This window comes from Levilactobacillus sp. FUA 3915 (genome assembly GCF_044053135.1).
GTDB lineage: Bacteria > Bacillota > Bacilli > Lactobacillales > Lactobacillaceae > Levilactobacillus > Levilactobacillus lanxiensis.
The window spans coordinates 1,192,123-1,215,881 of sequence record NZ_CP168704.1; the positions used below are offsets into that span (position 1 = coordinate 1,192,123).

Consider the following 23,759-nt stretch of genomic DNA (forward strand, 5'->3'; position numbering starts at 1 on the left):
GGCTGGTGGTGAGTGACTTGGCTGTGACCCAGAGTGGCCGAAGTGGCTAAAAAACGCCCACAGTTAACCTAATCACCTAACCAACGGGGTTAAAATGAGCTGGAACGCGGTGACAGTCGTTCCCGGCGGCGGATTCAAAGTGCCCTGCTGTGGGGCCGGTTACAGCCTGAGGGGCGGGCTTTCACCTCGACTTTGAGCCGAAGGGCGGTCTCAAAGGTCGTCCCGTGCTCTAAGTAGAGAAAATCGCTCTACTAAGACCACCGACACAGCTGGTCGCCTTGGCTCGCCTCTGGTCACTGCCACGACTGGTTCATTTTCACCGGCCCTGCGGCTGACACTGGTTTAACCTCGTGGCTTGGTGGTTGGCTTACTGGTGGGGTGTTTGACGGCGGTAGGGCTGCGGTTGGGATTAGATGTAGATATTTAAAAAGGACTCAACCGTAAATTTGGTTGGGCCCTTCGTATCAACTAGAGTCATATAGCTGTTTTAAAAAGTTAACGGCGATTCGAGCTAAATTTCCCCAGCTAAATCAACGTTAGTGACCAGAGGTGGGCCAAGGTCCCAGCTGTGTCGGTGGTCTTGGCTGAGGTTTCTCACTCAGCCTAGTCCACGGGGCAACCTTTGAGACCGTTTCTCAGGCTGGGACCGCCCCCACAGCAGGGGCCCTTGAGTCCACCGCCGGGAACGACTGGTTTAGCAAATCCTATTTAGCCACCGCAGTTTTGGCTTGGTAGCGGACCAGGCCCAGGGCGCCCACGTTGCAGACCAGCAACATGGTGGCCATGGCAGCGTAGGAGCTACCGGATAGGCCGACCAATGGGGATGCCAGGCCACCACAAGCGTTTTGCGCCAGACCGATGACGGCTGAAGCCCCGCCGGCGTTGCTGGTGGCTTGGTCCATGATGATGGTGACGGTCAGTGTGAGCAGCGCCCCAATCAGAATGACGAGAGCCAAAACGAGCACGCTGACGACCCAGACGTTAGCTGGGAACAGGAGCGTCACCAGTAAGACGGCGCTGACCCCGGCCGCTAGAGTCAGGAGGCTGGTGACCTGCTGGCGATTGGTGAAACGACTCGCGAGTTGGCCGGGTAAGTTACTGCCGACCACGATGCCCAGGCCATTGAAGGCGTAGAGTAGGCTAAACGTTTGCGGTGCCAGACCAAAGCCCGTTTGGAAGACGAAGGTCGAGGCGGAAATGTAGCTGAAGAGTCCGCCGTAGACCAGCCCAGTGGCCAGAATCAACGGCCAGAAAGCGGGTTGGACCACCAATTTACCCATGGTTGCCAAGGAAGCGGTGAAGCCGCCCGTTTGCCGTTGGTCGACTGGTAGGGATTCGTGGAGGCCAAACGCCACGGCCAGGGCGATGACCCACCCGATGATGGCCAGCAGGATGAAGATGGCTTGCCAGTCAACGTAGTGAATCATGAAGCCCCCAATAATGGGCGCGATGATGGGGAAGACCCCGTTGACGGTATTCAGCAGCGCGTAGAAGCGTGTCAATTTTTTACCGGAAAATAGGTCCCGCGCCACGGCTCGGGCCAACACCTGGCCGGTCGCGCCCGCCAGTCCCTGAATGAACCGCAGGATGATCAGGAGCGTGATCGAATGGATGAAAGCCATGGCCAGGGAGACCAGGCCGAAGATGATAAAGCCTAGTACCAGCGGCTTGTGGCGGCCATACTGGTCGGAGAGGGGGCCGGCAATCAATTGGCCCAGCGCCAGCCCAATCAAGCAGGCCGTGATACTCAATTGCATCAGCGAGGCGCTGGTGGCAAATTGAATTTTCATTTGGGGGAGGGCCGGTAAGTAAAGGTCAATGGCCAGGGGCCCGGTCGCACTCACGGTCCCCAAGAGTAACGTCAGCCAAATTTGACGACGTCGAGAAAGCGTAGGATTCAAAAACAGTCAGCCCTTTCATAAATAATAGAATAATTAGTGCTAGAAACACTACTGGACCGCTACTCTGCCGGGCAGAATGGCGGTCCAGAACATCAGTTACTGACGTAAGTTCGTTTCCTTATTATTGCTGGAAACGTGTCAATTTGCAAGCGGCATTTGAAAAATATTCGGGTTGTTAGCCCCCTTCAGCCAACAAAAACGTTACACGCGGATTAAATTACGGGAAAACGTGGGACTTTCAGTCAGTAAATGGTAAGATGATACTTGACCCTCACTGATAGAAAAAGTTTTCCTAAGGGCAGTCGGGGTGTATGATAAAAATATATTAATATCTGAAAATAAGGAGCTCAATCATGAAAGCATTAAAGGAAGTCATGAGTTGGATCATCCCTGTGATCATTGGGTTAGCCATCGCATTTGCGATTAAGTCGTTCGTCTTCACCCGGGTCCGGGTCGACGGGCCATCCATGGAACCGAACCTCCAAAACAATGAAAAGGTCTTTGCTTGGAAACAGGCTAGCGTCAAGCACCTGAGCGTCATCGTCTTTGATGCCCATGGCGAAGATCCTTCCGCTAAGCCCAACACCAACTACGTCAAGCGGGTCATTGGCCTGCCTGGCGATACGGTGACGAGCAAGAACGGCTACATCTACGTCAACAAGAAGAAGGTTGACCAGGGCTTCATTTCCACCAGTGAACGGACTGCTGGGACGGGAAACTGGACGCTGGCTAGCCTGCAAAAGACGCAGAAGTGGAATGACGGTAAGAAGATCACCACGGTCGTGCCTAAGGGCAAGTACTTCGTGCTGGGGGACCACCGGAGTGTTTCTAACGACAGTCGGTACTGGGGCTTCGTCGATAAGGACAAGGTCTTAGGGGTCGTTAAGGTGCCATTCTGGACGTCTAGCAAGACGCGCCGGGCCAATGTGAATAGCTTAGCTTACTAGTTAAAATGGGAGCGTGGAACCGTTATGGGGCCACGCTTTTTTACTGTCTTCAGACGGCATAGTGGCCGCTGTCCTTCGGGTTCTGCGAAGGCGGGCATCCGGCGTGTTTGCTTGACAATCGCGATAATTTAGTATATGCTTGCGCACGTAATTTTAGAGAAGGAGGCGGCTTATGGTCACCAGTAGCAATGATCCCGACATTTTAAAGTGGTTGTCGATTGCCAACCGTTACACGCGTATCGCGCTTGACCGGCGCCTCCAACCGTACCGGTTAAACGCCAGCATGTATTACTATATTTTACGGATTCACGAACAACCGCGGTTGACGCAGGATAAGTTGATCAGCTTAACTTACCTGAACCCCAGCAACGTGACCCGGGCGGTCAATCAGTTGGTCAACCTGGGTTACGTGCGCAAGCGCCAATCCAAGGCGGACAAGCGCGTCTACGAGCTGTCGTTGACCAAGCGGGGCGAGGCGTTGTATCCCGATATTGTTAAATTGCGGCAGGAAGTGGCCGACAGCTTGCTCGCAGACGTGCCGGCAGATCAGCACGATGCGTTGGTTGCTCAGATTCGGCAGTTGGCCTTGCGGGCCGTGGGAAACGAGACTGGGCCGGCTGATCAGGCGTAGGGTTGGTTTAAAAGTATACATAGGTTGATTGACGTGGTTAGGCGAGTGGGTCTGGTCACGTTTTTTCGTGTCGCCAAAAATTAATTGCCTTTCTAAAGCGAAAGGGCTAGAATGAATCTATGTAAATTATGAGATTTTCATGAGAGTTCTCATGAAGTCATCGCGAGAGGAGTTCGTTCTATGCCAGAAACCAAGACCAATCATGAATTAACCGCTGCTGAGACGGCGGATTTACGTGCTGATTTACAAAAACAACCCGCCCACAACGTTGTGAGCCGGGCCGTCATCAAAAACGGGGTCCTCGCAGCGTCTGAAGATCCGCAAGCTGCCGTGCGTTTGAACCGCACGTTCTCCGTGGAATTACCAACGGGGAAGGTCTCCAACCAGAAGCATTCCGGCCGTTGCTGGCTGTTTGCCACGTTGAACACGATTCGCCATCAATTTGCGGCGAAGTACGACGTGAAGGATTTTGAATTGTCCCAAAGCTATCTGTTCTTCTGGGACCGCGTGGAACGGGCCAACATGTTCTTCGACAATATTTTACGCACGGCCGACCAGCCACTCGATGACCGCGAAGTCGCTTACTACTTGGGCCATCCCGATAATGACGGTGGCCAGTGGGCCATGGGCGCGGCCCTCGTGCAGAAGTACGGGGTCGTTCCGGTGAGTGCCATGCCAGAATCATTCAACAGTAACGATACGACTGGTATTGGTGCCGCGTTGAATCTGAAATTACGTAAGGATGCACTGGCGCTACGCCAATTGGTCGCGGACGGTGCGGACGAGGACGCCATTGCGGAAACGCGTGCCCAAGCCTTAAAGGAAGTTTACCGGATGGCCGCCTACGCCTTCGGTGAACCACCAACCACGTTTGACCTGGAATTCAAGGACGACAAGCAAAAGGTTCACCGCGCCGAAGGGTTAACGCCACAAGGCTTCTTCCACGATTACTTTGACGTCGATCTTGATGACTATGTCGTGATTGCTAACTCGCCAGACAAGGCGTTTAACCAACACTACAGCCTGCCTAGTCAGGACAACATCGTCGGTGGCAAGCATATCAGCTTCATCAACTTACCACTGGCCGACATGAAGCAGGCCGCGATTGCCCAACTCCAGAGTGGTGAATCGGTCTGGTTCGGCAACGACGTCCTGCAACAAATGAGTCGGGAACGCGGCTTCTTAGACAGCCACTTGTTCCAAGTTAGCGACCTATTCGGTGTCGACCTGAGCTTGACCAAGGCGCAACGGCTCGCCACGGGTGAGGCCAGTGTGTCTCACGCCATGACGCTGACTGGGGTCAACCTGGTTAATGACGAACCCAACCGTTGGAAGGTTGAAAACAGCTGGGGCGAGAAGAACGGCGACAAGGGGTACTTTGTGATGACCGACGACTGGATGGATGATTTCGTCTACGAAGTGGTCGTGCACAAGCGCTTCTTAACGCCAGAACAACAAGCCGTCTTAGCCACGACACCACAGGCTTTGGCGCCTTGGGATTCCTTAGCATAAACGATAAAATCAGTCGTGCACCTTGGCGGCTGATTTTTTAGTGTCGCGAATGTTTCATGTGAAACATTGCCGGCGGCTTTTTTCAAAAAGATAGGCGTTAACGCTAGCCAGTAGGCACCCGCAACGCGTAAAATAAAAGAGACGTTGGCAAGACAAATTGATGAGGTGATCTGATGCACAATTTTTTGTTTGATTTTGATAGTACGCTGGCCGATACCCGTGACGTGGCCGTGCTGGCGACCCAGCAGGCATACGCTGTTAAAGGCTTGACCCAACCCAGTCGGGAGGCGGTCGTGAGCTATATGGGCGTGCCGATTGAGGTGTCCTTTGCGAAAATGGCAACGGAAACGCTCAGTGACACGGAACTGGCCGAACTCTATACAGAGTTTCGCGCCCAGTATCACGAAGCCGAAAAGCTCGGCATCACCTTATTTGATGGGATTGCGGACACCTTAACAGCCTTGAAACAGCGGGGGGACCATTTGTACGTGGTTTCCAGCAAGCACTCGGTTCCGCTGCAACGCAACCTTGACCAACTTGGCCTGGGTCAAACCTTTGAGGCCATTAGTGGCTCCGATACGGTGAGCCACTACAAGCCGGCACCGGATGGCATCTTAAGCTTGCTGGACCGGTTTGACTTGGCGGCCGATGAGAGCGTTATGATCGGGGATGCCAAGTACGACATGCAAATGGGGAATAATGCGGGTGTGGCCACCGCTGCAGCTATGTGGGGCGCCGCCGACCCAGCCTCAGTGAAAGCCGAAAAGCCGACGTACTTGTTAAGTACCCCGGCGGAATTATTAACGATTTGATGTTAGGTAGGAACGTTCGTCAGTGATGGTGGACGTTCCTTTTTAGTTCCCGAGAAAACAAAAAACCGTCCCTGGTTAGAGGACGGTCAGGCCACATACTTGGTTAGGGTAAGTGGATCATTTTATTGATAAATAAAATGAAAAAAGGTTGGTTAATAGGTTTTTATTGGTATGCTTGTATCCTAACTGGTAATTGTGAAGAAAGTGTGAAGAGAATTTATCGATTAGTAATGCAACTCATTAGATATTGCTAACTGGTCGGTGTAATAGGGACGTTTTAGGGATTGAAAGGGGGTTGGATTACTTTTATCTAATAGTTTACACACTGTTTTTATGTGATTTCATAGAATTTGACGTCACTTATTTGTTTAAAATTCATAAAACTAATTGTATTTATAACTTCATACATATGTTACATTTCGATAAAATTTTACTAAGAAGGCAAAAAATCACTTCCCGCCCGTGAGCTGGAGGTGATTTTTAAGTTAATTCTTTGGATTAGCCCATGTGGTGATGGCAATGACCCATGGGTGCGTGTTCAGGGGCGTCATCCGCTAGCATTTGGGGCTTGCCGCCTGGATGGTGGTGACAGTGACCGCCCTTATCACCGTGGCAATGACCGTGTTGGCAGCCGCCACCTAACTGGAGTTGCTTGGTTTTTTCGCGTTCAATTTGGAGTTGTTTCTTGAGCTGGCGATTCTTCCAGAAGCCGTGTAGCATGGTGGTCACCGGGATGATCTCAAGAGAAATCACCGTCGGAATCAGCCAAGGGTTTTCGGAAACCAGTGTGCTGAAGCGTTCACGGTGTTCCTTGAATTCTGCGGGGTCCATAGTGTCCATGGTAAACTTGTGTTTCAACATCAGTATCACACTCCTTTGGCCCTATCATACCCCAAAGAGAAAGCGCTGTCAGCCATTCTCTGCGACGGGTTAACGGCGGTTACGCCAGAGGCTGATTAGGTGGAGAATTCCCAGGACCACGGCGATTCCCAGTACGCCCGTTTCTAGGAGGACGATGGCGGGGAGGTGACGGTGTCGTTGATAGACCAAGACACCGCCCACGACCAGAATTGCTCCGATCCAGGGACCCAATTTCTTCATAAAAATTTCCTCCAAACAAAAAACGGCTCTGCCAGCGCAGCGCCGTTTCGCGGATAGTTTATTCAGCGACCTTAACCAAAACGGCCTGCGTCACGTCATCATCGACGTCACGAGAAATGTGGTAACCGGCGACCTTTAATTTAGCGGCGTCATTCTTACCAGTGACCGTTTTCTTGACCGTGAACTTTTGCGTCATCGGAATGTCCGACAGCTTACCCTTAAAGTTGATGACGGTATTGTCACCCTTGGTCTTAAAGGTCGTGTTCAGGGTCCCAATCTTGTTTAAGGCGTTGTCCTGTTTGGCAGCGCTAAGTGACTTGTAGTACTTGCTAACGTTGTAGACGGTCGCCTTACCGTTAGCGTCGAAGCTGTAGGCTTCCAGACCCGAATTACTTTTGGCATTGATGGCGCCGTTGACGTACCAAAGTTGCTTGGAACCCGTCAACGTGGACTTCACGTCAGCCTTTTTCGTGGTCTTGTTTTTAAAACTAGCTTGTTGGTTGCTCCCCGACTTACTGCTGGAGCTACTGCAGCCGGCCAAGCCGATGGCAAATACAGCCAAAAGGCTCAGAGCGGCGGCAATCGTACGGGATTTCTTCATATCTCAATCACCTCATCGCAAATGATAACAGTTTTATGTTGTTCACACAAACCGCCTACTTCTCCCCTATAGTATAGCATGGTGACACGCTAGAAAAGGGGGACGCGCAGTTAAAAAAGTGTTAAGTTGGCGTGACTGACCGTAATAATCAATTATTAATAATTAAAAATAGTGATTAATAGTTAATAAAGGCAGACAAACGTATGTTCCTTTGCTAAAATAGAGGGTAACACTATGAGAGCTGAGAGGAAGAGAAAAATGAGCAAACGTTATCGGGGACGCCGCCGGGGTGGGCGCGTGTCCATTTACACCGCCATCGCGGTGATTTTGATTGGGGTCGTAGGTACCTTGAGCAGTCAGGGCAATCCGACCGCCCGTAAAATTACCAATGTGGCCACGAGTTTAGTGGGGAGTACCAGCCATCAGGAAACGAATTCAAGCACCACGGCCACGGCGCCCAAGCAATCGATCGCGACGAAGGCCCTAGCAGATCAAAAATACACCGGTACGCAAATCGTGGCGGTCAACCACAATAAGCCAACGTTTACCGCGGCCCAATTGTCCACAAAGAAGGGACCTTGGGCAACGTATGGCGAGCTGGATACCTTGAACCGAGTGACCACGGCCAATGCTCTGTTGAGCAAGAGCACGATGCCCACGGCCAAACGGCAACCGCTCAACGTCAACCCGACTGGGTGGAAAAACAAGGAATACACGGTCAATGGCAAGCGAGGTTACCTGTACAACCGAAGTCATTTAATCGGCTACCAACTGACCGGGCAAAATAATAACCTGAAGAACTTGATGACCGGGACCCGTTCACTGAACGACCCCGGCATGACGGCTTATGAAAATCCGGTGGCCAGTTACCTGAAGAGCCATCCTAGTGATTACATTCGCTACCAGGTTCAACCGGTCTTCCGGGGTAACGAGCTAGTCGCCCGCGGCGTCCACATGCAGGCCAAGTCGGTCAACAACACCGGCGTTTCCTACAACGTCTACATCTTCAACATCCAGGCCGGCGTCAAAATCAATTACACAACCGGGACCAGCCAATACGGCGACCCGGCTAGCAGCTTTTAAAGTGAAAAATTAAAATCACCCAGTCCACTGATTTGTGGCTGGGTGATTTTTTTGATGTGGATGAAAAAGTTCATTAAGCTGGGCGGAATTTTGAAAAATATAAACCTACAAGTGGTAGAACAACACCAATACATTGAACGGGCTAAACAAGTATTGCCATGGGAACAATGATCGTTCAAAGGACTCGACGAAAAACGAGTCAGAAAATTAATGCGCTAACGTGAGTGACCAGAGGCGGGGCAAGGTGGTCAGCTGTGTCGGTGGTCTTAACTGAGTGAATTTCTCAGTTTTAGACCACGGGACGACCTTTGAGACCGGTTTTGGGGCTCAAAGTCGAGCTGGAAGACCGTTTCTCAGGCTGGAAGCGACCCCATAGCAGGCCACCTTGAACCCGCCGGCGGGAACGACATGTTAGCGCCGGTTCATGTAGCGGTAGATGCTGTACAAAATAATGCCCGCCAACAGAATGATCCCGATGGTCGGGTTGTCCCGGAAAATCCAGTGTAAAACGCGAAAGGGGCTGGTGCCGTGTAAGCCGCCAATTAATGTGGTCAAGTGAGAAAACATGGAAACGCCTCCTGGTCGATTTAGGGTGAATTAATTGAAAAAAGTTAAGGAAAACTAAAGACATTTTGATGATTTAGCGTATCATAAAATCACAGAGAGTTAGAGGAGGGGATTACCCGTGAACGTGAATTACATGCTCATCCTGGAAATCATTGTGCTTGTCAACTCGACGTTGGCTTTTATAACGGTCTTCCGCGAGAAACGTGATATTGCCGCGACGTGGGCTTGGATGTTGGTGCTGGTCTTACTGCCTGTCGTCGGGTTTATCGCTTACGCCTTTATTGGGCGGAAACTGCCCAAGGGCCGGATGTTTCGACTGAAGCGACAAGTCGCGGTTCAGTTAGAGGAACGGCTCAACCAGCAACGTGAAGAAATTGGCGACAAAATTATGCCGGCTGACCAAATTAGTCACTCGGTCATCAACATGGTTAATATGTTTATGGAGACCGACCACGCCTTCTTAGCCCGAAAGAACCGGGTGCGGGTGATTACGGATGGTCACGACCTGTTCCATCTCATGATGGAGGACATTGAGCGGGCCCACTCCAGTATTCACATTGAATTTTACACCTTTTATAACGATAAGATTGGAAATGACATCCTGGACCTGTTGGTAAAAAAGGCCCAGGACGGCGTCGAGGTTCGGGTGATCTATGATCCATGGGGGTCGATGGGGACCTGGAAACGGTTCTTCAAGCCTTTGATCGACGCTGGTGGCCACGTGGAGGCCTTCCTGGGCACCCGTTCGGCCGTGATCGACTTCCGGCTGAACTTCCGTGATCACCGGAAAATCGTGACGATTGACGGCCAGGTCGGGTACGTCGGGGGCTTTAACATCGGTGACCAGTACCTTGGTCGCAAGGAAAAGTTTGGCTACTGGCGCGACACCCATTTACGCATCGTGGGCTCCGGGGTCTTCTCCCTGCAAGCGCGCTTCATGCTGGACTGGAACGCCACCGACCGCGACCATCCGTTCAAGGACGACCGCATCGAGCACAAATATTTCCCACTGACCAAGGTTAAGGGGGAAACCAGTTTGCAGATTGTCTCTAGTGGGCCGGATTCCGACCTGCAACAGATTAAGATGGGGTACATGCGGCTGATTCAGACGGCGGAGAAGCGCCTGTGGATTCAGACGCCGTACCTGATTCCGGACGATAGTGTCTTGGACTCCCTGCGGATTGCGGCCATGGCCGGCGTTGATGTGCGGATCATGATTCCGGACAAGCCGGACCACGCCTTCGTTTATCGGGCAACCCAGTACTATGCCCGCCAGCTTGCCGATGATGGCGTGAAGATCTACTTCTACCACAATGGGTTCATCCACGCCAAGACCATGGTCGTCGACGGCCGGATTGCCTCCGTGGGCTCGGCCAACATGGATTACCGGAGTTTCAAGTTAAACTTCGAAATCAACGCGTTCATTTACGACCCAGCCGTCGCCACGCAGTTGGAAGAGATTTACGAGGCTGACATGCGGCACAGTGAGCTGATTACACCAGAGAAATTCAAGCAGCAGTCGGCCTACCTGCGCTTTAAGCAGACGGCTTCACGGCTGTTATCACCAATTCTATAAACAATCAGAACGGCTTACGCAACTTGGTGAGCCGTTTTTGTATGGGCGCAAATGAGAACGACTTATTCCAGGTAAAGCCGAGTTGGTTGCTTTCGACAACTAAGTTGCTATAATGGATGTATGATAGTAAACCGCTTTCATTTTTAAGGGGTTGACCGTTAGCGAAAGGGGGAGCTGGGGATGAAGCCATTTATACCCATTCCGGTTGTTGATTCAAGCCTATATTTATTTGGAGGTCACCAGCGAACCGTTCCTGGTGGTTGGCAATTTTTTGAACAGAAGCACCAAGCTTTTGAGTTGATGTGTGTTGTGGATGGCCGTCAGACCACGACCATCAAAGATTTAGGCGCCTATGATTATGGGGCTGGGGATGTCATGATTATTTCACCGGGCACACTCCATACGAACCAAAATTCCAGTCAAGATGCAGAAATGACCTATATTTGTTTTCACTTCAGCATTGAGAGCCTCGAATTGAAGTCAGAATTGTTGCGTAACATTGTAAATGCTGTGATTCCAGCAGACCAGCCACTGGCGCAAGCTGCGATGACAGCGGCAACGACCATTGTGGCGGCCAGTGCAGATCGGACCCTGAACAAGGAACAGGCCAATCTTAAGATTCAGATTGCAGTATTAACCTTCTTCTACGCAATCTCAGCGAACTTACAAAGTCGGCCATCAAAAGAGGCGGCCAAGTATAGTGAGAGTGAGGCGAAGACCAGTCGGCTGATTGCCTCACTGATTAAGAAAAACATTTCGCAGCAGGAAATCCCGTCGTTTTCGTTTGAAACAATTTGTCAGCAGGTAGGGGTTAGTAGCGGCTATGGTCACCGAACGTTCAAGAAGGTTTATGGGGTCACGCCCCTGCATTATATTGAAGGACAGAAATATAATCGGGCAAAACGCCTGTTGGGCTCGCCTGATCATTCAATTGAGTGTGTCGCCTACCAGATGGGAGCCAGTAGTATATCCAATTTTAGTAAGCAATTTAAAAAGTGGTCTGGCATCACACCCAGCCGTTATCAGCACCAATTGAAGCAGAAACGTCGGGTCCGAACGGTTAAGGACAGTGGCTATTTTGAATAAGTTTGGTTAGAAAAAGACAACTAACCCCGTCAAATGTTGATTTGGCGGGGTTTTATTTTGCCTTATAGGTCATAATTTAACTAAAAACAGTCATGAACGAAGATGGTCAGTATTTGTGAAAACGAATACAATTCAAATTGTAAGTTAGCTAACAGAAAATGGTGGCTCGTCGGCCAACGAGGCCATCGCCAAAATTGTGGTAACGTATTTGCCAATTTGAAAGGGGGGATTTGCACCTGGCTTCCAAGACACAGGCGACTGCCACGGAGGTTCAGGCACCGAAAGACGTTTGGTTTCTCCGCACCTGAGTTAGTCGCTCTTAATCTTTTCCTGGTAGTAGGTCCGGAAACTAATATCCTGATTGTAATTACCAAAATGTTTGCCAAAGATCGTGCAGCCGCCGCAGTGTTCAGCGGTTTTAGGAACGGAGAACCGTAGCGTCCAGTTGTCACGCTTGGCATCGATATCTGAAATAGTTACATCGGAGAAATGGTGGCCATCGATAAATGTGCCATACTCAGAGATTCGAATCGTTTTTAGTAAACCATATTGATTCATGTCGCTGTAGACCCATTCGGGCGTGAATTTCCCCCGAACGTCGGAGAAGTCACCAGGGCTGGTCCAGGTTCCCAGTGTCTTGCCCGCCAAGGAAAGGGTAATATCGGATAACCAATTGTTATTTGAGAACGGAAATTCTGAACTCAGCTCAACGTTAAATTCGATCATCTTGATTTGTTGATCGGGAGCCAGGTAGTTGGGTACCGTGTACTCAACGAAGCCGTTGGAGAACCACAGCATCCCAGCATCGGTTCGTTCAGGGTTCATAAAGTATTTGGGATTGTCAACCTTGCCAATGAAGCCGGTTTGCCCAGCTAGCCCACACGTTGGGGCAACTTGGTAATGGGTGTATTGCCCAATGGGAATATTGAATTCGTATTTTTCATAGGGGACGTAAAGCTGTTGAGGAAAATGAATGGTAATGTTGTCGACCGTTAAGATGGAAATTCGCTGATTCCCGTGTTTTTCGGTGCGAATAATATGTGCAGCTTCTAACTTGTTCAAATGCATGATGGTGATGGTACTGCTGAGGCCTACAGCCGTCGCAATTTCCTTCACGTTCATCTTTGATTTTGACAGTAAATTGATGATTTCTAGTCTGACCGGATTATCTAACGCCGAGAACGCCGGCAATGAATTATTTGTAAGTGATAAATCCATGAATACATCTCCTAAGTAGTCTATATGTTACTAAGCCATCTTACCGATAGTTCAATTATACTCCCTTGATAACGAAAATGATTAGTAGATTCAAATAAAGTTAAACAATCAACAAAAACGATATTGACTTCGGTTTTGCAAGCGCTAACATAGGGTTGTGCACAGGAATACAAGATATCTTAACTATTACTTATTTGGAGAGTGAGCCCATGAAGGCGAAAGTTACGGATGAGTCAAATGACAAGATTCTGATTAGTAAGTATTTACAAGGACAATTTGCAGAGCATTTGGGGCATGGGATTTACGATGGTATCTGGGTTGGCAAGGACAGCCCAATTGAAAATGTCAATGGACTGCGGAGCGACGTAGTCAATGCGCTGAAAGACTTACATATTCCAGTGCTACGTTGGCCCGGCGGTAGCTATGCTGATGAGTACCATTGGGAAAATGGGATTGGGCCAGTCGATCAACGGCCAAAGACCATCAACCATAGTTGGGGTGCCGTTGTGGAAGACAACTCCTTCGGGACGGACGAGTTCTTTGAACTTTGCCGACAACTTGGGTGTGAAGCCTACATCAACATTAACTTGGGTAGTGGGACCGTCAAGGAAATGGTTGATTGGATCGAATACATGACGGCCGATGGCGATTCTTACTTCGCTAACTTACGGCGGCAAAATGGTCATGCAGCGCCTTACAAGATTAAGTTCTTGGGATTAGGTAACGAAGCCTGGATGGGCGGCGGCTTCATGAGCGCCGAGTACTACTCAGACGTTTACCGGCGCTTCCAGACCTACGTTTCAGAATACAACGGTCCAATGTACAAGGTTGCCAGTGGTCCTAGCGATGACGATTATGCCTGGACCAAGGAAGTCACGGAACGTGCTGAACCCTTTATGGATGGCTTAGCCTTACACCATTACGCCTTAACCAATGGGTGGAACGACAAGGGTGATGCGGTCGACTTTAACGCTGAAGATTGGACGAGCCTATTGAATAGTGCTCGTCAAATTGACGACATGATCTCCCGTCACCTGGAATTGATGCCTAAGTCCACGGACCTGGTCGTTGACGAATGGGGGACCTGGTTCCAGCCGCTGAAGGGCACGAACCCCGCCTTCCTGATTCAACAAAACACGATGCGGGATGCCGCTGTTGCTGCCACGTCACTGAACATCTTTAACAAGTATGCTGGCCGAATTAAGATGGCGAACATTGCGCAGATGATCAATGTTTTGCAGAGCATGGTGATGACTGAGGGCGACAAGATTATTTTGACGCCAACCTACTACGTCTTCAAGATGTACCAGTTACATCAAGATGCCCGGTTGTTACAAGCATTCCATGAAATGAACAATGACTTAAACTACACCGTTTCAGAAAAGGATAATAACTACATCGTTTCTGTATGTAATGTTAATCCTGATAAAGCACACGAATTAACCCTGACTTTGCCTAAAGCAATTGGCGACATCACCTACACGAAGTGCTTGAACCCAGCTGAAATGAATGCGCACAACGATCTTGATCATCCAGATGCCGTCGTCGACAAGGATTACGCAGACTACACGGTCACTGGTAATGAACTCAAGATGAACTTGGATCCACGAGAAATTGTGACGATGAAACTTCCTATCAAATAGAGTGGGGGAAAATCTTTTGGAAAATAATGAAGCGCAAAGCGTACAAGCTCAGGCAATGCCAAAGCTGAAATTCACAGAAAAGTTGGGTCAAGGGATTGGCTCGATGTCCGTCAACCTGATCTTTAACGTGGTCAGTACTTATCTGTTATTCTTCTACACCAACGTTTATGGGTTGAAGCCAGCAGATGCCGCGTTAATGTTCTTACTCGTTAGAATTATTGATGCGGTTGCCAGCCCAGTTTATGGTACTTGGGTCGACAAGCGAACGACTAAATTTGGTAAATATCGTGGGTACTTACTTTACTTAGCAATTCCATATGCGGTTCTATCCGTTCTTTGTTTCTACTCAGTTGGTGGCGCTTACACGTTCAAACTCGTTTATGCGTACACGACTTACGTTGGGTTATCCTTACTGAACACGTTCCTGTCACCATTAGGTGCGATGCCAGCTGCCATGACGCGGGACAACGATGAAATTGCCCAACTGAACGCTTACAGCATGTTCTGCTCAAACGTTGGTGGGATGTTGATCTCATTTGGGGTACCCTTCTTAGTTACTGGTTTCTCTGGTGCATACACCGGCCAAGCTTCTCAAAAAGGTTGGTTCCTGACGATGGGTATCTTCGCCATCATGGGTCTGATCGGGTTACTCTTTGCTTTCACCATGATTCACGAACACTACCACATGTCTGCTGAAGCAACGGACGATGTTTCCTTTAAAGATATCTTTGTTCAAATGAAAGTCAACAAACCATTTGCTATTTTACTGGCCTACCTCATCTTGGCCTTCATTTTCATGAGTATTGTTAACTCATCCGGTTCTTACTACGTCACTTACAACATGGGCCGTCCTGATTTACTGAAGTACTTTAACTTGTTAGGGTCACTTCCTTCATTTATCTTAGTTCCATTATTCCCATGGTTTAAGCGTCACATGGGTCGTAAAGGTTTGATGCTCGGTTTCAGTGGCGTCTTAATGTTAGGTCTCTTGATCATGTACTTTGGTAACGCCCACAGCGTTGGCTTGGTTATGACTGGTAAATTATTAGCCTCCATCGGGATGATCGTTACCACTGGTTACATGTGGGCCTTCGAAACCGAAGTTGTTAACTACGGTGACTGGAAGTTAGGTAAACGTGAAAACGCTATCATCAGTTCCGTTTGTTCCTTTGCCGTTGCCTTAGGTTTGGCTTTAGGTGGTGTGGTTCCTGGTTACTTCTTGAAGTTTATCGGCTTCAACGCTAGCTTGAAGATGCAAACCGCAAGTACCTTACACGGTATCTTGACCATGCAATCCTTATTGCCACTGATCTTCATCATCGCCGGGATGATTCTGTTTATCTTCTACCCAATCACCGACAGCAGCATGGACAAAATGAGTGCTGAAATTGATGCTCGTAACAAAAAGGCTGAACAAGAACAAGCAGCTGAAGACTAGTCTATCAATCCAGGAGAACTTACGAGGTGGTTAGCTTATGAAAAATTATCAATTACTTTGTTATGAACGCGATCCGTGGAACGATGAGGGCTATGACGCCAAGTTATCTCATTCAATGCATTTAGGGATTTCCCAAAATGGGTCAGCCTTTAAAGCGTTGAATCACAATTATGGGGTGCTCTTCCCTAAGGGCATTGAAAAGGACGATGGCAGTATCGACGCGAAAACGTTGATTCAACCCTGCATCTTTCAAATCAATGACACCACATTTGGTATCTTTGCGATTCAAACAGGTTCAAAAGCTGAGAATGACTTAACCAGCAAAGGTGAGCTCCTGTGCTTCACGACCGAAGATTTTGTCCACTATCAACAATTGTCGTCAATTAAGGTTGGCAACGACGTGATCTTAGAGGTCAGAGTCGATGGTCAGATGGCGCAGAAGGTCTTCTGGCGGGAAGTTTCCGGCAAGTGTTACGCCGCCAGCTTCTGGTTTAATGCAGACACCCAGGCATTTGAAATCAGTGGTAACGAACAAAGTGAAGTTGCCACGATTCCGAACCAGCCTAAGGTTGCTGCCGAAAATATTGATGGCTGCATTCCTCGCGGTGAGATTAGTATTAGTGATGACATCGGTGATTATCTACTGAACAAGTTGGATGAACCGTACAACACAGCTAATGAACTGCCTAAGGAAGTCACAGTCGGTAGTCAGCAAGAATTAGAAGAGGTTAAGGCTGTCGCGAAGTATAGCGATGGGACCGAAACCAACAAACGCGTCGACTGGTACAGTCGCAACATTGATTTTACCAAGCCACAAAGCCTCACTATCAAGGGGCGGATTCACCAAGATCACTTTATCTTCCCAATGGCGTTAGACCGTGCGGACCCTTGCATTGGACGCTGGCAGGACAAGTATTACTTCATTGCGACGAATGATGCGGACCGGAACCACAGTTTGTACATTCGGGAAGCCGATTCGGTTCCTGAATTAGTGACGGCACAGGAAGTTAAAATCCTGGACAGTAACATGTATGATACGATTGGCAATCTGCTTTGGGCGCCAGAATTTCATATCATCGATGGCCAACTGTTCGTGTTCCATTCAGCCACCATCGACCGGTTTGAAGACGTGCAGTCGTATGTCATGGCCTTGAAGCCAAACGGCAATCCTATGTTAGCTAGTGACTGGTGTGAACCCAAACGGGTGGTTAAGCCTGACGGGGACCCACTGATCAAGCAAGGGATAACGCTTGATATGACAGAATTTCAAGTGGATGACCACATTTACGTGACCTGGTCACAACGGCAGTTTGTACCCAATGATTTAGGTGCTTGGCTCTACATTGCTGAAGTAGACGCCGCTCATCCTTGGCAAATGATTTCGGACCCCGTCGTGATTGCGAAACCCATCTATGGTTGGGAAAACAACCGCGCACCAGTTAATGAAGGCCCATTTGCGATTCAACGAAACGGCAAGATTTACTTGACCTATTCCGGGGCGTTGATCGATGACAGCTACGTGGTTGGTCTGATGCAAATTGATCGGGAGTTATCCCCGTTAGACCCAGAGAATTGGCAGAAGAGTAATTACCCAATCCTGACGTCTAACACGGTTGCCGGCGAATTTGGCCCCGGCCATAATGCCTATGTCATTGATGATGACGGTCATTACTGGAACAGTTACCATGCGCACCCAGGCAAAGAGGGGCCACGGAGTTCTGGTATTCGGCGCGTGCACTTCGATGTTGATGGCGAGCCAGACCTAGGGATGACCGAGGACCTGGACCTCAAGCCACAACTGGTCAATGTTGCCTTACAAGTGAAGATTGACCCGAAGAAAGACTAAATTGTTTAGAGAACCAAGAACAAGGGGTTGAGTGAATGATTAGCAGTTACTTGTCATCGAATGACCATTACACCGGGATGTACTCGGTGATGCCAAACATTTCCTACTGCGAAGACGGCGGAGAAGCCAACCAAGTGTTGGATTTGATTGTGCCGTGGCGCCTGTCCTTAGAGGGCCCAACGGATCAAACATTCCCCGTGGTGGTCTTTGTTCAAGGAAGTGGCTGGCAAACCGGTGATAATGGCTTTGAAGTCATCCAATTAGCAAACCTGGCAAAGCAGGGCTACGTGGTGGCAATGGTCAAACACCGTAATGCATTTGAAGGGCATCCGTTCCCAGCGTTTCTTCAAGACGTCAAATGTGCCATTCGATTTTTGCGGGCCCATGCCGCGCAGTATGCGATTGATGCGGATAAGGTTATTGGACTGGGCACCTCTTCCGGAGGCAATGCGATGCAATTGGTTGGGTTGACCGCGGATGATCCGCGCTACGAAACGGCTGATTACGCAGGATTTTCGGACAAGGTTGACGTGGTTGTTAGCTGTTTCGGCGTGTCAAATGTCGTTGCTTTGAAGAATCAAAAGGAATTTGTCGAAGTGACCCAACACTTGGAAAACACCGCGTTTCCCAAGACGCTCGAACAAATGAGTCCCGTCTATCAAGTCCGGCCCGACCAAAGTTACCCGCCATTCCTGTTAATGCACGGGTCCAAGGATACCTTGGTTCCGTACCAGCAGATGCCGGAAATGGCCGAGTGCCTCGACCGCAACGGCTATGAAGTAGAAGCCGTTACGGTATCGGGTGCCGACCACGAGAGTAACTTTTGGAGCGCGGCTGTTTGGGATAAGATTGCCAGATTTATCACGAAGCATCTGCCAACCGACAGTCAGTAGCGGGAGGAGATAGGCAATGATTAAACAGTTAGCAACGGAAATCGATGGGTTGACCCTGCGCGGAACGGCGCACATTCCTGACGGTGCGACGGGGCAACAGCCAACCGTCCTGATGTTTCATGGATTCAGCTCGAATCGTGACGAGGCATTTAATTCCTTCGTCTACATGAGTCGCTTGCTCAACCAAAATGGGATTGCAGCGGTTGCGTTTGACTACGGTTACCATGGTGAGAGTGACGGGGACTTTATCGACTTTACCTTCAGTCAGGAACTCCAGGAAAGTCGTGCACTCGTTGCGTTTGTTAAGACACTGGATTTCGTTGATACCCAGCGCTTGTCATTACTTGGCATGAGTTTAGGCAGTGTGGCCGCTAGTATGACAGCGGGGCAGCTACCAAACGATATCAAGTCACTGTGCATGTGGTCACCAGCGGCGGTCTTTGTTGATGAGATTGCGAACAAACACGTGTTGCAGGGCAAGTCGACGGATACGGTTTCCCAGACGGGTTATCTGGACTTCAATAGCTTAAAACTAGGCCCAGCTTTCTTTGCGGATTTGCAAAACATTCAAATCTACGAAGAGGCCGCCAAGTATAAGGGGCCAGTGACCATCATTCATGGGGATGCGGATAACATTGCACCGCTCAGCTACTCAAAGAAATATCAAAGCGTTTATCAACAGCCAACAAATCTGGTTGTTGTGCCAGGCGCCAGTCATGCTTGGAACTCAGTTGCTGTGAAAGAAACGTTGCTTAAAGAAACTCTCGGGTTCTTCAAGGAGACGTTGTTAGGCCAGAAATAGCCGTCACGGCGATTCCAAAATGACGACGAAAGATGGGGATTCAGGTCTGGCGAGCTTGCCAGGTTTGAATCCTCATTTATTCGTTATTTACGGCCAAACGAAAGGCCCTGTTAAATTAAATTTCAGTTTACACGAAAGGATAAATTTCTTATGAAAATTCAAAATCCTGTGTTACCTGGTTTTAATGCCGATCCCAGCATGATTCGGGTGGGCGACACCTATTATATTGCCAACTCAACCTTCGAATGGTTCCCTGGGGTACGGCTACATGAATCCAAGGACCTGGTTCACTGGAACCTGTTACCATCACCACTGTCCACGAAGACCTTGCTCGACATGACGGGTAATCCGTCTTCTGGGGGGATTTGGGCACCAGATTTGAGTTATGCCGATGGTAAATTCTGGCTGATCTACACCGACGTTAAAATTACCGATGGGCCATTCAAGGATATGATCAACTACCTGACCACGGCGACCGACATTCACGGGCCATGGACGGATCCCATCAGGATCAACGGGGTTGGTTTCGATGCCTCCCTGTTCCACGATGAGAACGGTCATAAGTACCTGGTTCAACAAACCTGGGATCACCGTGAATATAAGCAACCCTTTAACGGGATTACGCTGACTGAGTTCGACCTGGATACGATGCAGCTGAAGCCTGAAACAGCGCGCAACATTTACAACGGTGATGATGTTAAGTTGGTTGAAGGGCCACATCTGTATCAAATCAACGGCTACTACTACCTGTTTGCCGCTGAAGGTGGCACCGTCTTTACCCACCAGGAAATCGTGGCACGTTCCAAGACGCTCGATGAATTATCCTTTGAAGGTGAACCAGACGGGCCATTCATTACGAACATGGACACGCCTGACTTCTACTTGCAAAAACAGGGTCACGGGGCCTTGGCTTCGACTCCAGGTGGCGAATGGTATTACGCTTCGCTAGTCGCGCGTCCTTGGAATCACGCTAACGAATCCAGTCATGATCCTCGTGGCTGGAGCACGTTAGGCCGAGAAACTTCCATTCAAAAGGTTGAGTGGGATGATGCTGGCTGGCCACGGGTTGTTGGCGGTCACGGTGGTCAAGTTGAGGTGGAAGCGCCTAAGGACGCCATTTTAACCGATGCGCCCAAGGATCACTCACAACACGATGACTTTAGTAAATCCACGTTGGACCTCAACTGGAATACGCTACGTCAACCGTTTACCCCTAAGTTGGGGACGGTCGGCGACGGCAAGCTGAAGCTGGTGGGACAACAGTCCTTATCTAGCACCTTCGACGTGTCCTTCGTGGCGCGGCGCTGGCAAGCCTTCAACTTCGATGCCGAAACAGAAGTTAGCTTTGATCCGTTCAGCTACCAACAAATGGCTGGCTTGGCTAATTTCTATAACGACAAGCATTACTCCTGGATTTTCATCACCAACGATGAGAAGAAGGGCCGCGTGATTGAAGTCGCTCAAAATGACGACAACACCTACACGTCCTTCCTGAAGGACAACGCGATTCCTGTCCCAGCAGATGCAAAATCCGTTTGGTTCAGAGTCCAAGCCCGCAAGGAATCTTACACGTACCAGTATTCCTTTGATGGTAAGACTTGGGAAACGGTGCCCGTCACGTTAGACGCTGCTATCCTGTCCGATGACTACGTCCTGCAAACGTCAGGTGGCTTCTTCACTGGCGCCTTCGTGGGGCTAGCAGCTGTCGATTATGCAGGGTACGAACAGGTGGCCACGTTTGACCACTTCGACTACCAAGAACTTCCTGACTAAGCAATTTTCTCAGGTGTTATATGCGTGGGAGAGCCTGTCTGTCCGGTCATTAATCTAGGTTCACAATTTGTCTAATGGGTGACTGAATATGTCGTTAAGCAGATTAATTGGCGGAATTTAGTGGTGGGTGTATGATGGACCCGCTCAAGTGGTTTGTCACCGTTAGCTGGATTGAGGCCGGGAAACCGGTCAGCGGGGGTGACACACGCGTAGCAGATTAAGACTGTATGTGTGATAGACGACACTTTTCGGTTCTTGCCGGAGGGGTCGTCTATTTTTATGGGGAAATGGGTCAGAAACGTCAAGGTCACAAATTGACTAAAAATAGGCATGAAGGAAGATAACGGCCTTTTGTGAAAGCAATTACAATATAAGGTGTCTCAGGTTATTAGAAGTTTTAAAAATAAAGCTAGGTGGCGTAAACAATGGCAAATGTACAGTATGAAAATCCCATTTTACATGGATTTTACCCGGACCCTTCGATTTGTGCGGTGGGGAAGGACTTCTATTTGGTCAATTCCACGTTCTCTTATTTCCCAGGGATTCCGGTCTTTCATAGTCGGGACTTAGTTCATTGGGAACAGATTGGGAATGCCTTGGATCGGGATTCGCAGGTGAGTCTACGAGGAAATGATGATCACGAGGGAATCTATGCCCCCACGATTCGTTATCATCAAGGAACTTATTACATTATCGCAGACCATGAAACGACGAAGAATCGTGGTGGCATGTTTGTTGTCACAGCCAAAGACCCACGGGGGCCGTGGTCTGAACCACGCTTTATTGATGCCGCCGATGGGATTGATCCCAGTTTGTTCTTCTATCAGGGCAAATGCTACTTCGCCGCGACGCATGACAATTCAGCCGGGCCAAAGTATTCTGGAGATAAAGAAATTTACGTTGCTGAATACGATTTGGAAACAGGGCAAATTGGAGATACGACCCCGGTTTGGCAAGGCGCCTTACGGAACGTTGTTTGGCCAGAAGGTCCGCACCTGTATCACCGAGGCGAGTACTTCTACCTGCTGATAGCGGAGGCGGGGACGTCGCACCAACACGCGATGACGGTTGCCAGAAGTAAAAACATCTTCGGCCCTTACGAAGGGGACTTGGATAATCCCATTCTCACGCATCGTTTCTTGGGCAAAGACTTTCCGGTTAAAAACGTTGGACATGGCGACTTTGTTCAGGCTTATACGGGCGACTGGTACTTTGTGTGCCTCGGTAGCAGACAGTGTGAAGGCTATGTCAATCTGGGTCGAGAAACGTTCCTAGGTCGGGTCCAGTGGGAAGACGGCTGGCCGGTCTTGAATCCTGGCCTCGGTCGTCTGGCAACGCACGGCGAGCTGAATCTCCCTAGTCACGCGGTTCCACAGTTAGCGAATAAACTGACTTTTGAAACGGATAAAGCAGACTTACGGACGCTATATCTGCGTAATCCTTACCGCGACCATTACGTTTTGGACCAGCAAAAACAGGTGTTGAAGGTAGTTTCTTCTCTGAAGTCGTTGGCAAGCATGGACTCGCCAACATTCTTGGGGATTCGTCAAAGCACCATGACGGGGACCTTTGAAGTGGCCTTTGGCGAGGTCACCATCCCGAACAGTCAGGTGGGGCTGGCGGTTTATCAGAGCCATACGCACTTTGTGACGTTTATGATCAGTGAAGTTGACGGGCAATTTGCGTTAACGGTAACGAAGCATCTGGATGATCAGGAGACGGTCGTTGAAACGGTCACCTGTCCAGAGATGCCGAAGAAACTGATTCTCAAGCAGCACGGGCAGAAGCTGTCATTTGGGTACTTTGACGAGGTCATCGGCAATTATCGTTGGCTAGCTACCCAGATGAAAACGAGTTTCCTAAGCACCGAGGTCGCCGGTGGCTTTGTGGGCTGTGTTGAGGGTGTTTATTGTTATGGGCCAGAGGGTCAAGGAACGGCTGAAATCCAGTCGATGACGACGAGTGATAGTTTTTAGAAATTTCTAATAGGCGACACTTTCCGGTCAATACCGGAAGGCTCGCCTATTTTTCTGCACAAAAATAGACCCCAGCGAGGCGTGTCGTCGGGGCCTGGCAAATGCATGTGTTTCCTAATTCTTGACTGAAGGTACTGGATTGGTATGACTAGTTAGGGGTGCCAATGCAATCCATAGGTGGGTGCTGGTTGGTAACGCCCATCTACAGGCTTAATAGTAACTGAGCAAGTGGGGAAACACAATCAAAGTGCTTCACAATCGGATTACCGGGCGATTGGTTGAGTTGGCGGGCTATTAAGCCGGTGGGTACGAAAGCGAGACAGACTAGGCGGTGAATGGCGTCACTCCTGTAT

20 protein-coding genes are annotated in these 23,759 nt (G+C 49.5%); 14 read left to right on the top strand and 6 right to left on the bottom strand.

All coding sequences use genetic code 11. The features are described from left to right. Nucleotides 1-704 precede the first annotated feature (704 nt). Complete coding sequence (locus ACEPST_RS05745; RefSeq protein ID WP_203646613.1) at nt 705-1,901, bottom strand: multidrug effflux MFS transporter; 1,197 nt, start codon at nt 1,899-1,901, stop codon at nt 705-707. Nucleotides 1,902-2,254: 353 nt separating this feature from the next. On the opposite strand from ACEPST_RS05745, the gene lepB reads away from it, so the two are divergent. From lepB to ACEPST_RS05765, 4 genes are all read left to right on the top strand, one after another. Further along, on the top strand, nt 2,255-2,848 hold the full coding sequence (gene lepB / locus ACEPST_RS05750; RefSeq protein WP_125764890.1) for a signal peptidase I: 594 nt from the start codon (nt 2,255-2,257) through the stop codon (nt 2,846-2,848). Nucleotides 2,849-3,020: 172 nt separating this feature from the next. Next, nucleotides 3,021-3,479: a MarR family winged helix-turn-helix transcriptional regulator gene (locus ACEPST_RS05755; RefSeq protein WP_203639573.1), complete on the top strand. Its 459-nt coding sequence runs from the start codon at nt 3,021-3,023 to the stop codon at nt 3,477-3,479. A gap of 180 nt (nt 3,480-3,659) precedes the next feature. Beyond that, entirely contained in the window at nt 3,660-4,991 is a 1,332-nt protein-coding gene (locus ACEPST_RS05760; RefSeq protein ID WP_204120647.1) for a C1 family peptidase, read from the top strand. A 173-nt stretch (nt 4,992-5,164) separates the two neighbouring features. Then, nucleotides 5,165-5,803 (top strand): HAD family hydrolase, encoded by a 639-nt coding sequence (locus ACEPST_RS05765; protein ID WP_204120648.1) that lies wholly within the window; start codon nt 5,165-5,167, stop codon nt 5,801-5,803. A 498-nt stretch (nt 5,804-6,301) separates the two neighbouring features. Here ACEPST_RS05765 and ACEPST_RS05770 read toward each other — a convergent pair whose 3' ends face one another. The 3 genes from ACEPST_RS05770 to ACEPST_RS05780 form a co-directional block, all read right to left on the bottom strand. After that, nucleotides 6,302-6,664, bottom strand: a complete 363-nt coding sequence (locus ACEPST_RS05770; protein ID WP_204120649.1) for a hypothetical protein — start codon at nt 6,662-6,664, stop codon at nt 6,302-6,304. Nucleotides 6,665-6,733: 69 nt separating this feature from the next. Next, the gene (locus tag ACEPST_RS05775; RefSeq protein WP_204120650.1) at nt 6,734-6,904 is read right to left on the bottom strand and encodes a hypothetical protein; all 171 of its coding nucleotides are present in this window, start codon (nt 6,902-6,904) and stop codon (nt 6,734-6,736) included. Nucleotides 6,905-6,962: 58 nt separating this feature from the next. Further along, complete coding sequence (locus ACEPST_RS05780) at nt 6,963-7,505, bottom strand: hypothetical protein (protein WP_204120651.1); 543 nt, start codon at nt 7,503-7,505, stop codon at nt 6,963-6,965. Nucleotides 7,506-7,763: 258 nt separating this feature from the next. Between ACEPST_RS05780 and ACEPST_RS05785 the strand changes: the two genes are divergently transcribed. Further along, entirely contained in the window at nt 7,764-8,588 is an 825-nt protein-coding gene (locus ACEPST_RS05785; RefSeq protein ID WP_204120652.1) for a DNA/RNA non-specific endonuclease, read from the top strand. A gap of 411 nt (nt 8,589-8,999) precedes the next feature. On the opposite strand, the gene ACEPST_RS05790 is transcribed toward ACEPST_RS05785, so the two are convergent. Further along, a complete protein-coding gene (locus ACEPST_RS05790; protein WP_164511336.1) occupies nt 9,000-9,155 on the bottom strand; it encodes a hypothetical protein in 156 nt (51 codons plus the stop codon). 118 nt (nt 9,156-9,273) lie between these two features. Here ACEPST_RS05790 and cls point away from each other — a divergent pair, with 118 nt between their 5' ends. Both cls and ACEPST_RS05800 read left to right on the top strand, forming a co-directional pair. Continuing rightward, entirely contained in the window at nt 9,274-10,731 is a 1,458-nt protein-coding gene (gene cls / locus ACEPST_RS05795; RefSeq protein WP_373306117.1) for a cardiolipin synthase, read from the top strand. 180 nt (nt 10,732-10,911) lie between these two features. Beyond that, a complete protein-coding gene (locus ACEPST_RS05800; RefSeq protein ID WP_204120653.1) occupies nt 10,912-11,817 on the top strand; it encodes a helix-turn-helix domain-containing protein in 906 nt (301 codons plus the stop codon). A gap of 309 nt (nt 11,818-12,126) precedes the next feature. On the opposite strand, the gene ACEPST_RS05805 is transcribed toward ACEPST_RS05800, so the two are convergent. Further along, a complete protein-coding gene (locus ACEPST_RS05805) occupies nt 12,127-13,035 on the bottom strand; it encodes an ArsR/SmtB family transcription factor (RefSeq protein WP_125764874.1) in 909 nt (302 codons plus the stop codon). A gap of 209 nt (nt 13,036-13,244) precedes the next feature. Here ACEPST_RS05805 and ACEPST_RS05810 point away from each other — a divergent pair, with 209 nt between their 5' ends. The 7 genes from ACEPST_RS05810 to ACEPST_RS05840 all read left to right on the top strand — a co-directional run bounded on the left by ACEPST_RS05810 (nt 13,245) and on the right by ACEPST_RS05840 (nt 23,406). After that, nucleotides 13,245-14,678: an alpha-N-arabinofuranosidase gene (locus ACEPST_RS05810; RefSeq protein WP_125764872.1), complete on the top strand. Its 1,434-nt coding sequence runs from the start codon at nt 13,245-13,247 to the stop codon at nt 14,676-14,678. 16 nt (nt 14,679-14,694) lie between these two features. Next, a complete protein-coding gene (locus ACEPST_RS05815) occupies nt 14,695-16,116 on the top strand; it encodes an MFS transporter (protein ID WP_204120654.1) in 1,422 nt (473 codons plus the stop codon). Nucleotides 16,117-16,153: 37 nt separating this feature from the next. After that, the gene (locus ACEPST_RS05820) at nt 16,154-17,962 is read left to right on the top strand and encodes a family 43 glycosylhydrolase (protein WP_395390568.1); all 1,809 of its coding nucleotides are present in this window, start codon (nt 16,154-16,156) and stop codon (nt 17,960-17,962) included. A 35-nt stretch (nt 17,963-17,997) separates the two neighbouring features. Then, the gene (locus ACEPST_RS05825; RefSeq protein ID WP_204120656.1) at nt 17,998-18,855 is read left to right on the top strand and encodes an alpha/beta hydrolase; all 858 of its coding nucleotides are present in this window, start codon (nt 17,998-18,000) and stop codon (nt 18,853-18,855) included. A gap of 16 nt (nt 18,856-18,871) precedes the next feature. Continuing rightward, nucleotides 18,872-19,657 carry an alpha/beta hydrolase gene (locus tag ACEPST_RS05830; protein ID WP_204120657.1) on the top strand — a complete coding sequence of 262 codons (786 nt, stop codon included), beginning with the start codon at nt 18,872-18,874 and terminating at the stop codon, nt 19,655-19,657. A 150-nt stretch (nt 19,658-19,807) separates the two neighbouring features. Then, the gene (locus tag ACEPST_RS05835) at nt 19,808-21,430 is read left to right on the top strand and encodes a glycoside hydrolase family 43 protein (protein ID WP_204120658.1); all 1,623 of its coding nucleotides are present in this window, start codon (nt 19,808-19,810) and stop codon (nt 21,428-21,430) included. A gap of 425 nt (nt 21,431-21,855) precedes the next feature. After that, nucleotides 21,856-23,406: a glycoside hydrolase family 43 protein gene (locus ACEPST_RS05840; protein WP_204120659.1), complete on the top strand. Its 1,551-nt coding sequence runs from the start codon at nt 21,856-21,858 to the stop codon at nt 23,404-23,406. Nucleotides 23,407-23,759: the final 353 nt, after the last annotated feature.

Excerpts from the sequence above, each read along its gene's own strand:
- lepB (WP_125764890.1), top strand. The coding sequence starts at position 2,255 with ATGAAAGCATTAAAGGAAGTCATGAGTTGGATCATCCCTGTGATCATT.
- ACEPST_RS05755 (WP_203639573.1), top strand. The coding sequence starts at position 3,021 with ATGGTCACCAGTAGCAATGATCCCGACATTTTAAAGTGGTTGTCGATT.
- ACEPST_RS05760 (WP_204120647.1), top strand. The coding sequence starts at position 3,660 with ATGCCAGAAACCAAGACCAATCATGAATTAACCGCTGCTGAGACGGCG.
- ACEPST_RS05765 (WP_204120648.1), top strand. The coding sequence starts at position 5,165 with ATGCACAATTTTTTGTTTGATTTTGATAGTACGCTGGCCGATACCCGT.
- ACEPST_RS05770 (WP_204120649.1), bottom strand. The coding sequence starts at position 6,664 with ATGTTGAAACACAAGTTTACCATGGACACTATGGACCCCGCAGAATTC.
- ACEPST_RS05775 (WP_204120650.1), bottom strand. The coding sequence starts at position 6,904 with ATGAAGAAATTGGGTCCCTGGATCGGAGCAATTCTGGTCGTGGGCGGT.
- ACEPST_RS05780 (WP_204120651.1), bottom strand. The coding sequence starts at position 7,505 with ATGAAGAAATCCCGTACGATTGCCGCCGCTCTGAGCCTTTTGGCTGTA.
- ACEPST_RS05785 (WP_204120652.1), top strand. The coding sequence starts at position 7,764 with ATGAGCAAACGTTATCGGGGACGCCGCCGGGGTGGGCGCGTGTCCATT.
- ACEPST_RS05790 (WP_164511336.1), bottom strand. The coding sequence starts at position 9,155 with ATGTTTTCTCACTTGACCACATTAATTGGCGGCTTACACGGCACCAGC.
- ACEPST_RS05800 (WP_204120653.1), top strand. The coding sequence starts at position 10,912 with ATGAAGCCATTTATACCCATTCCGGTTGTTGATTCAAGCCTATATTTA.
- ACEPST_RS05805 (WP_125764874.1), bottom strand. The coding sequence starts at position 13,035 with ATGGATTTATCACTTACAAATAATTCATTGCCGGCGTTCTCGGCGTTA.
- ACEPST_RS05810 (WP_125764872.1), top strand. The coding sequence starts at position 13,245 with ATGAAGGCGAAAGTTACGGATGAGTCAAATGACAAGATTCTGATTAGT.
- ACEPST_RS05820 (WP_395390568.1), top strand. The coding sequence starts at position 16,154 with ATGAAAAATTATCAATTACTTTGTTATGAACGCGATCCGTGGAACGAT.
- ACEPST_RS05825 (WP_204120656.1), top strand. The coding sequence starts at position 17,998 with ATGATTAGCAGTTACTTGTCATCGAATGACCATTACACCGGGATGTAC.
- ACEPST_RS05830 (WP_204120657.1), top strand. The coding sequence starts at position 18,872 with ATGATTAAACAGTTAGCAACGGAAATCGATGGGTTGACCCTGCGCGGA.
- ACEPST_RS05835 (WP_204120658.1), top strand. The coding sequence starts at position 19,808 with ATGAAAATTCAAAATCCTGTGTTACCTGGTTTTAATGCCGATCCCAGC.
- ACEPST_RS05840 (WP_204120659.1), top strand. The coding sequence starts at position 21,856 with ATGGCAAATGTACAGTATGAAAATCCCATTTTACATGGATTTTACCCG.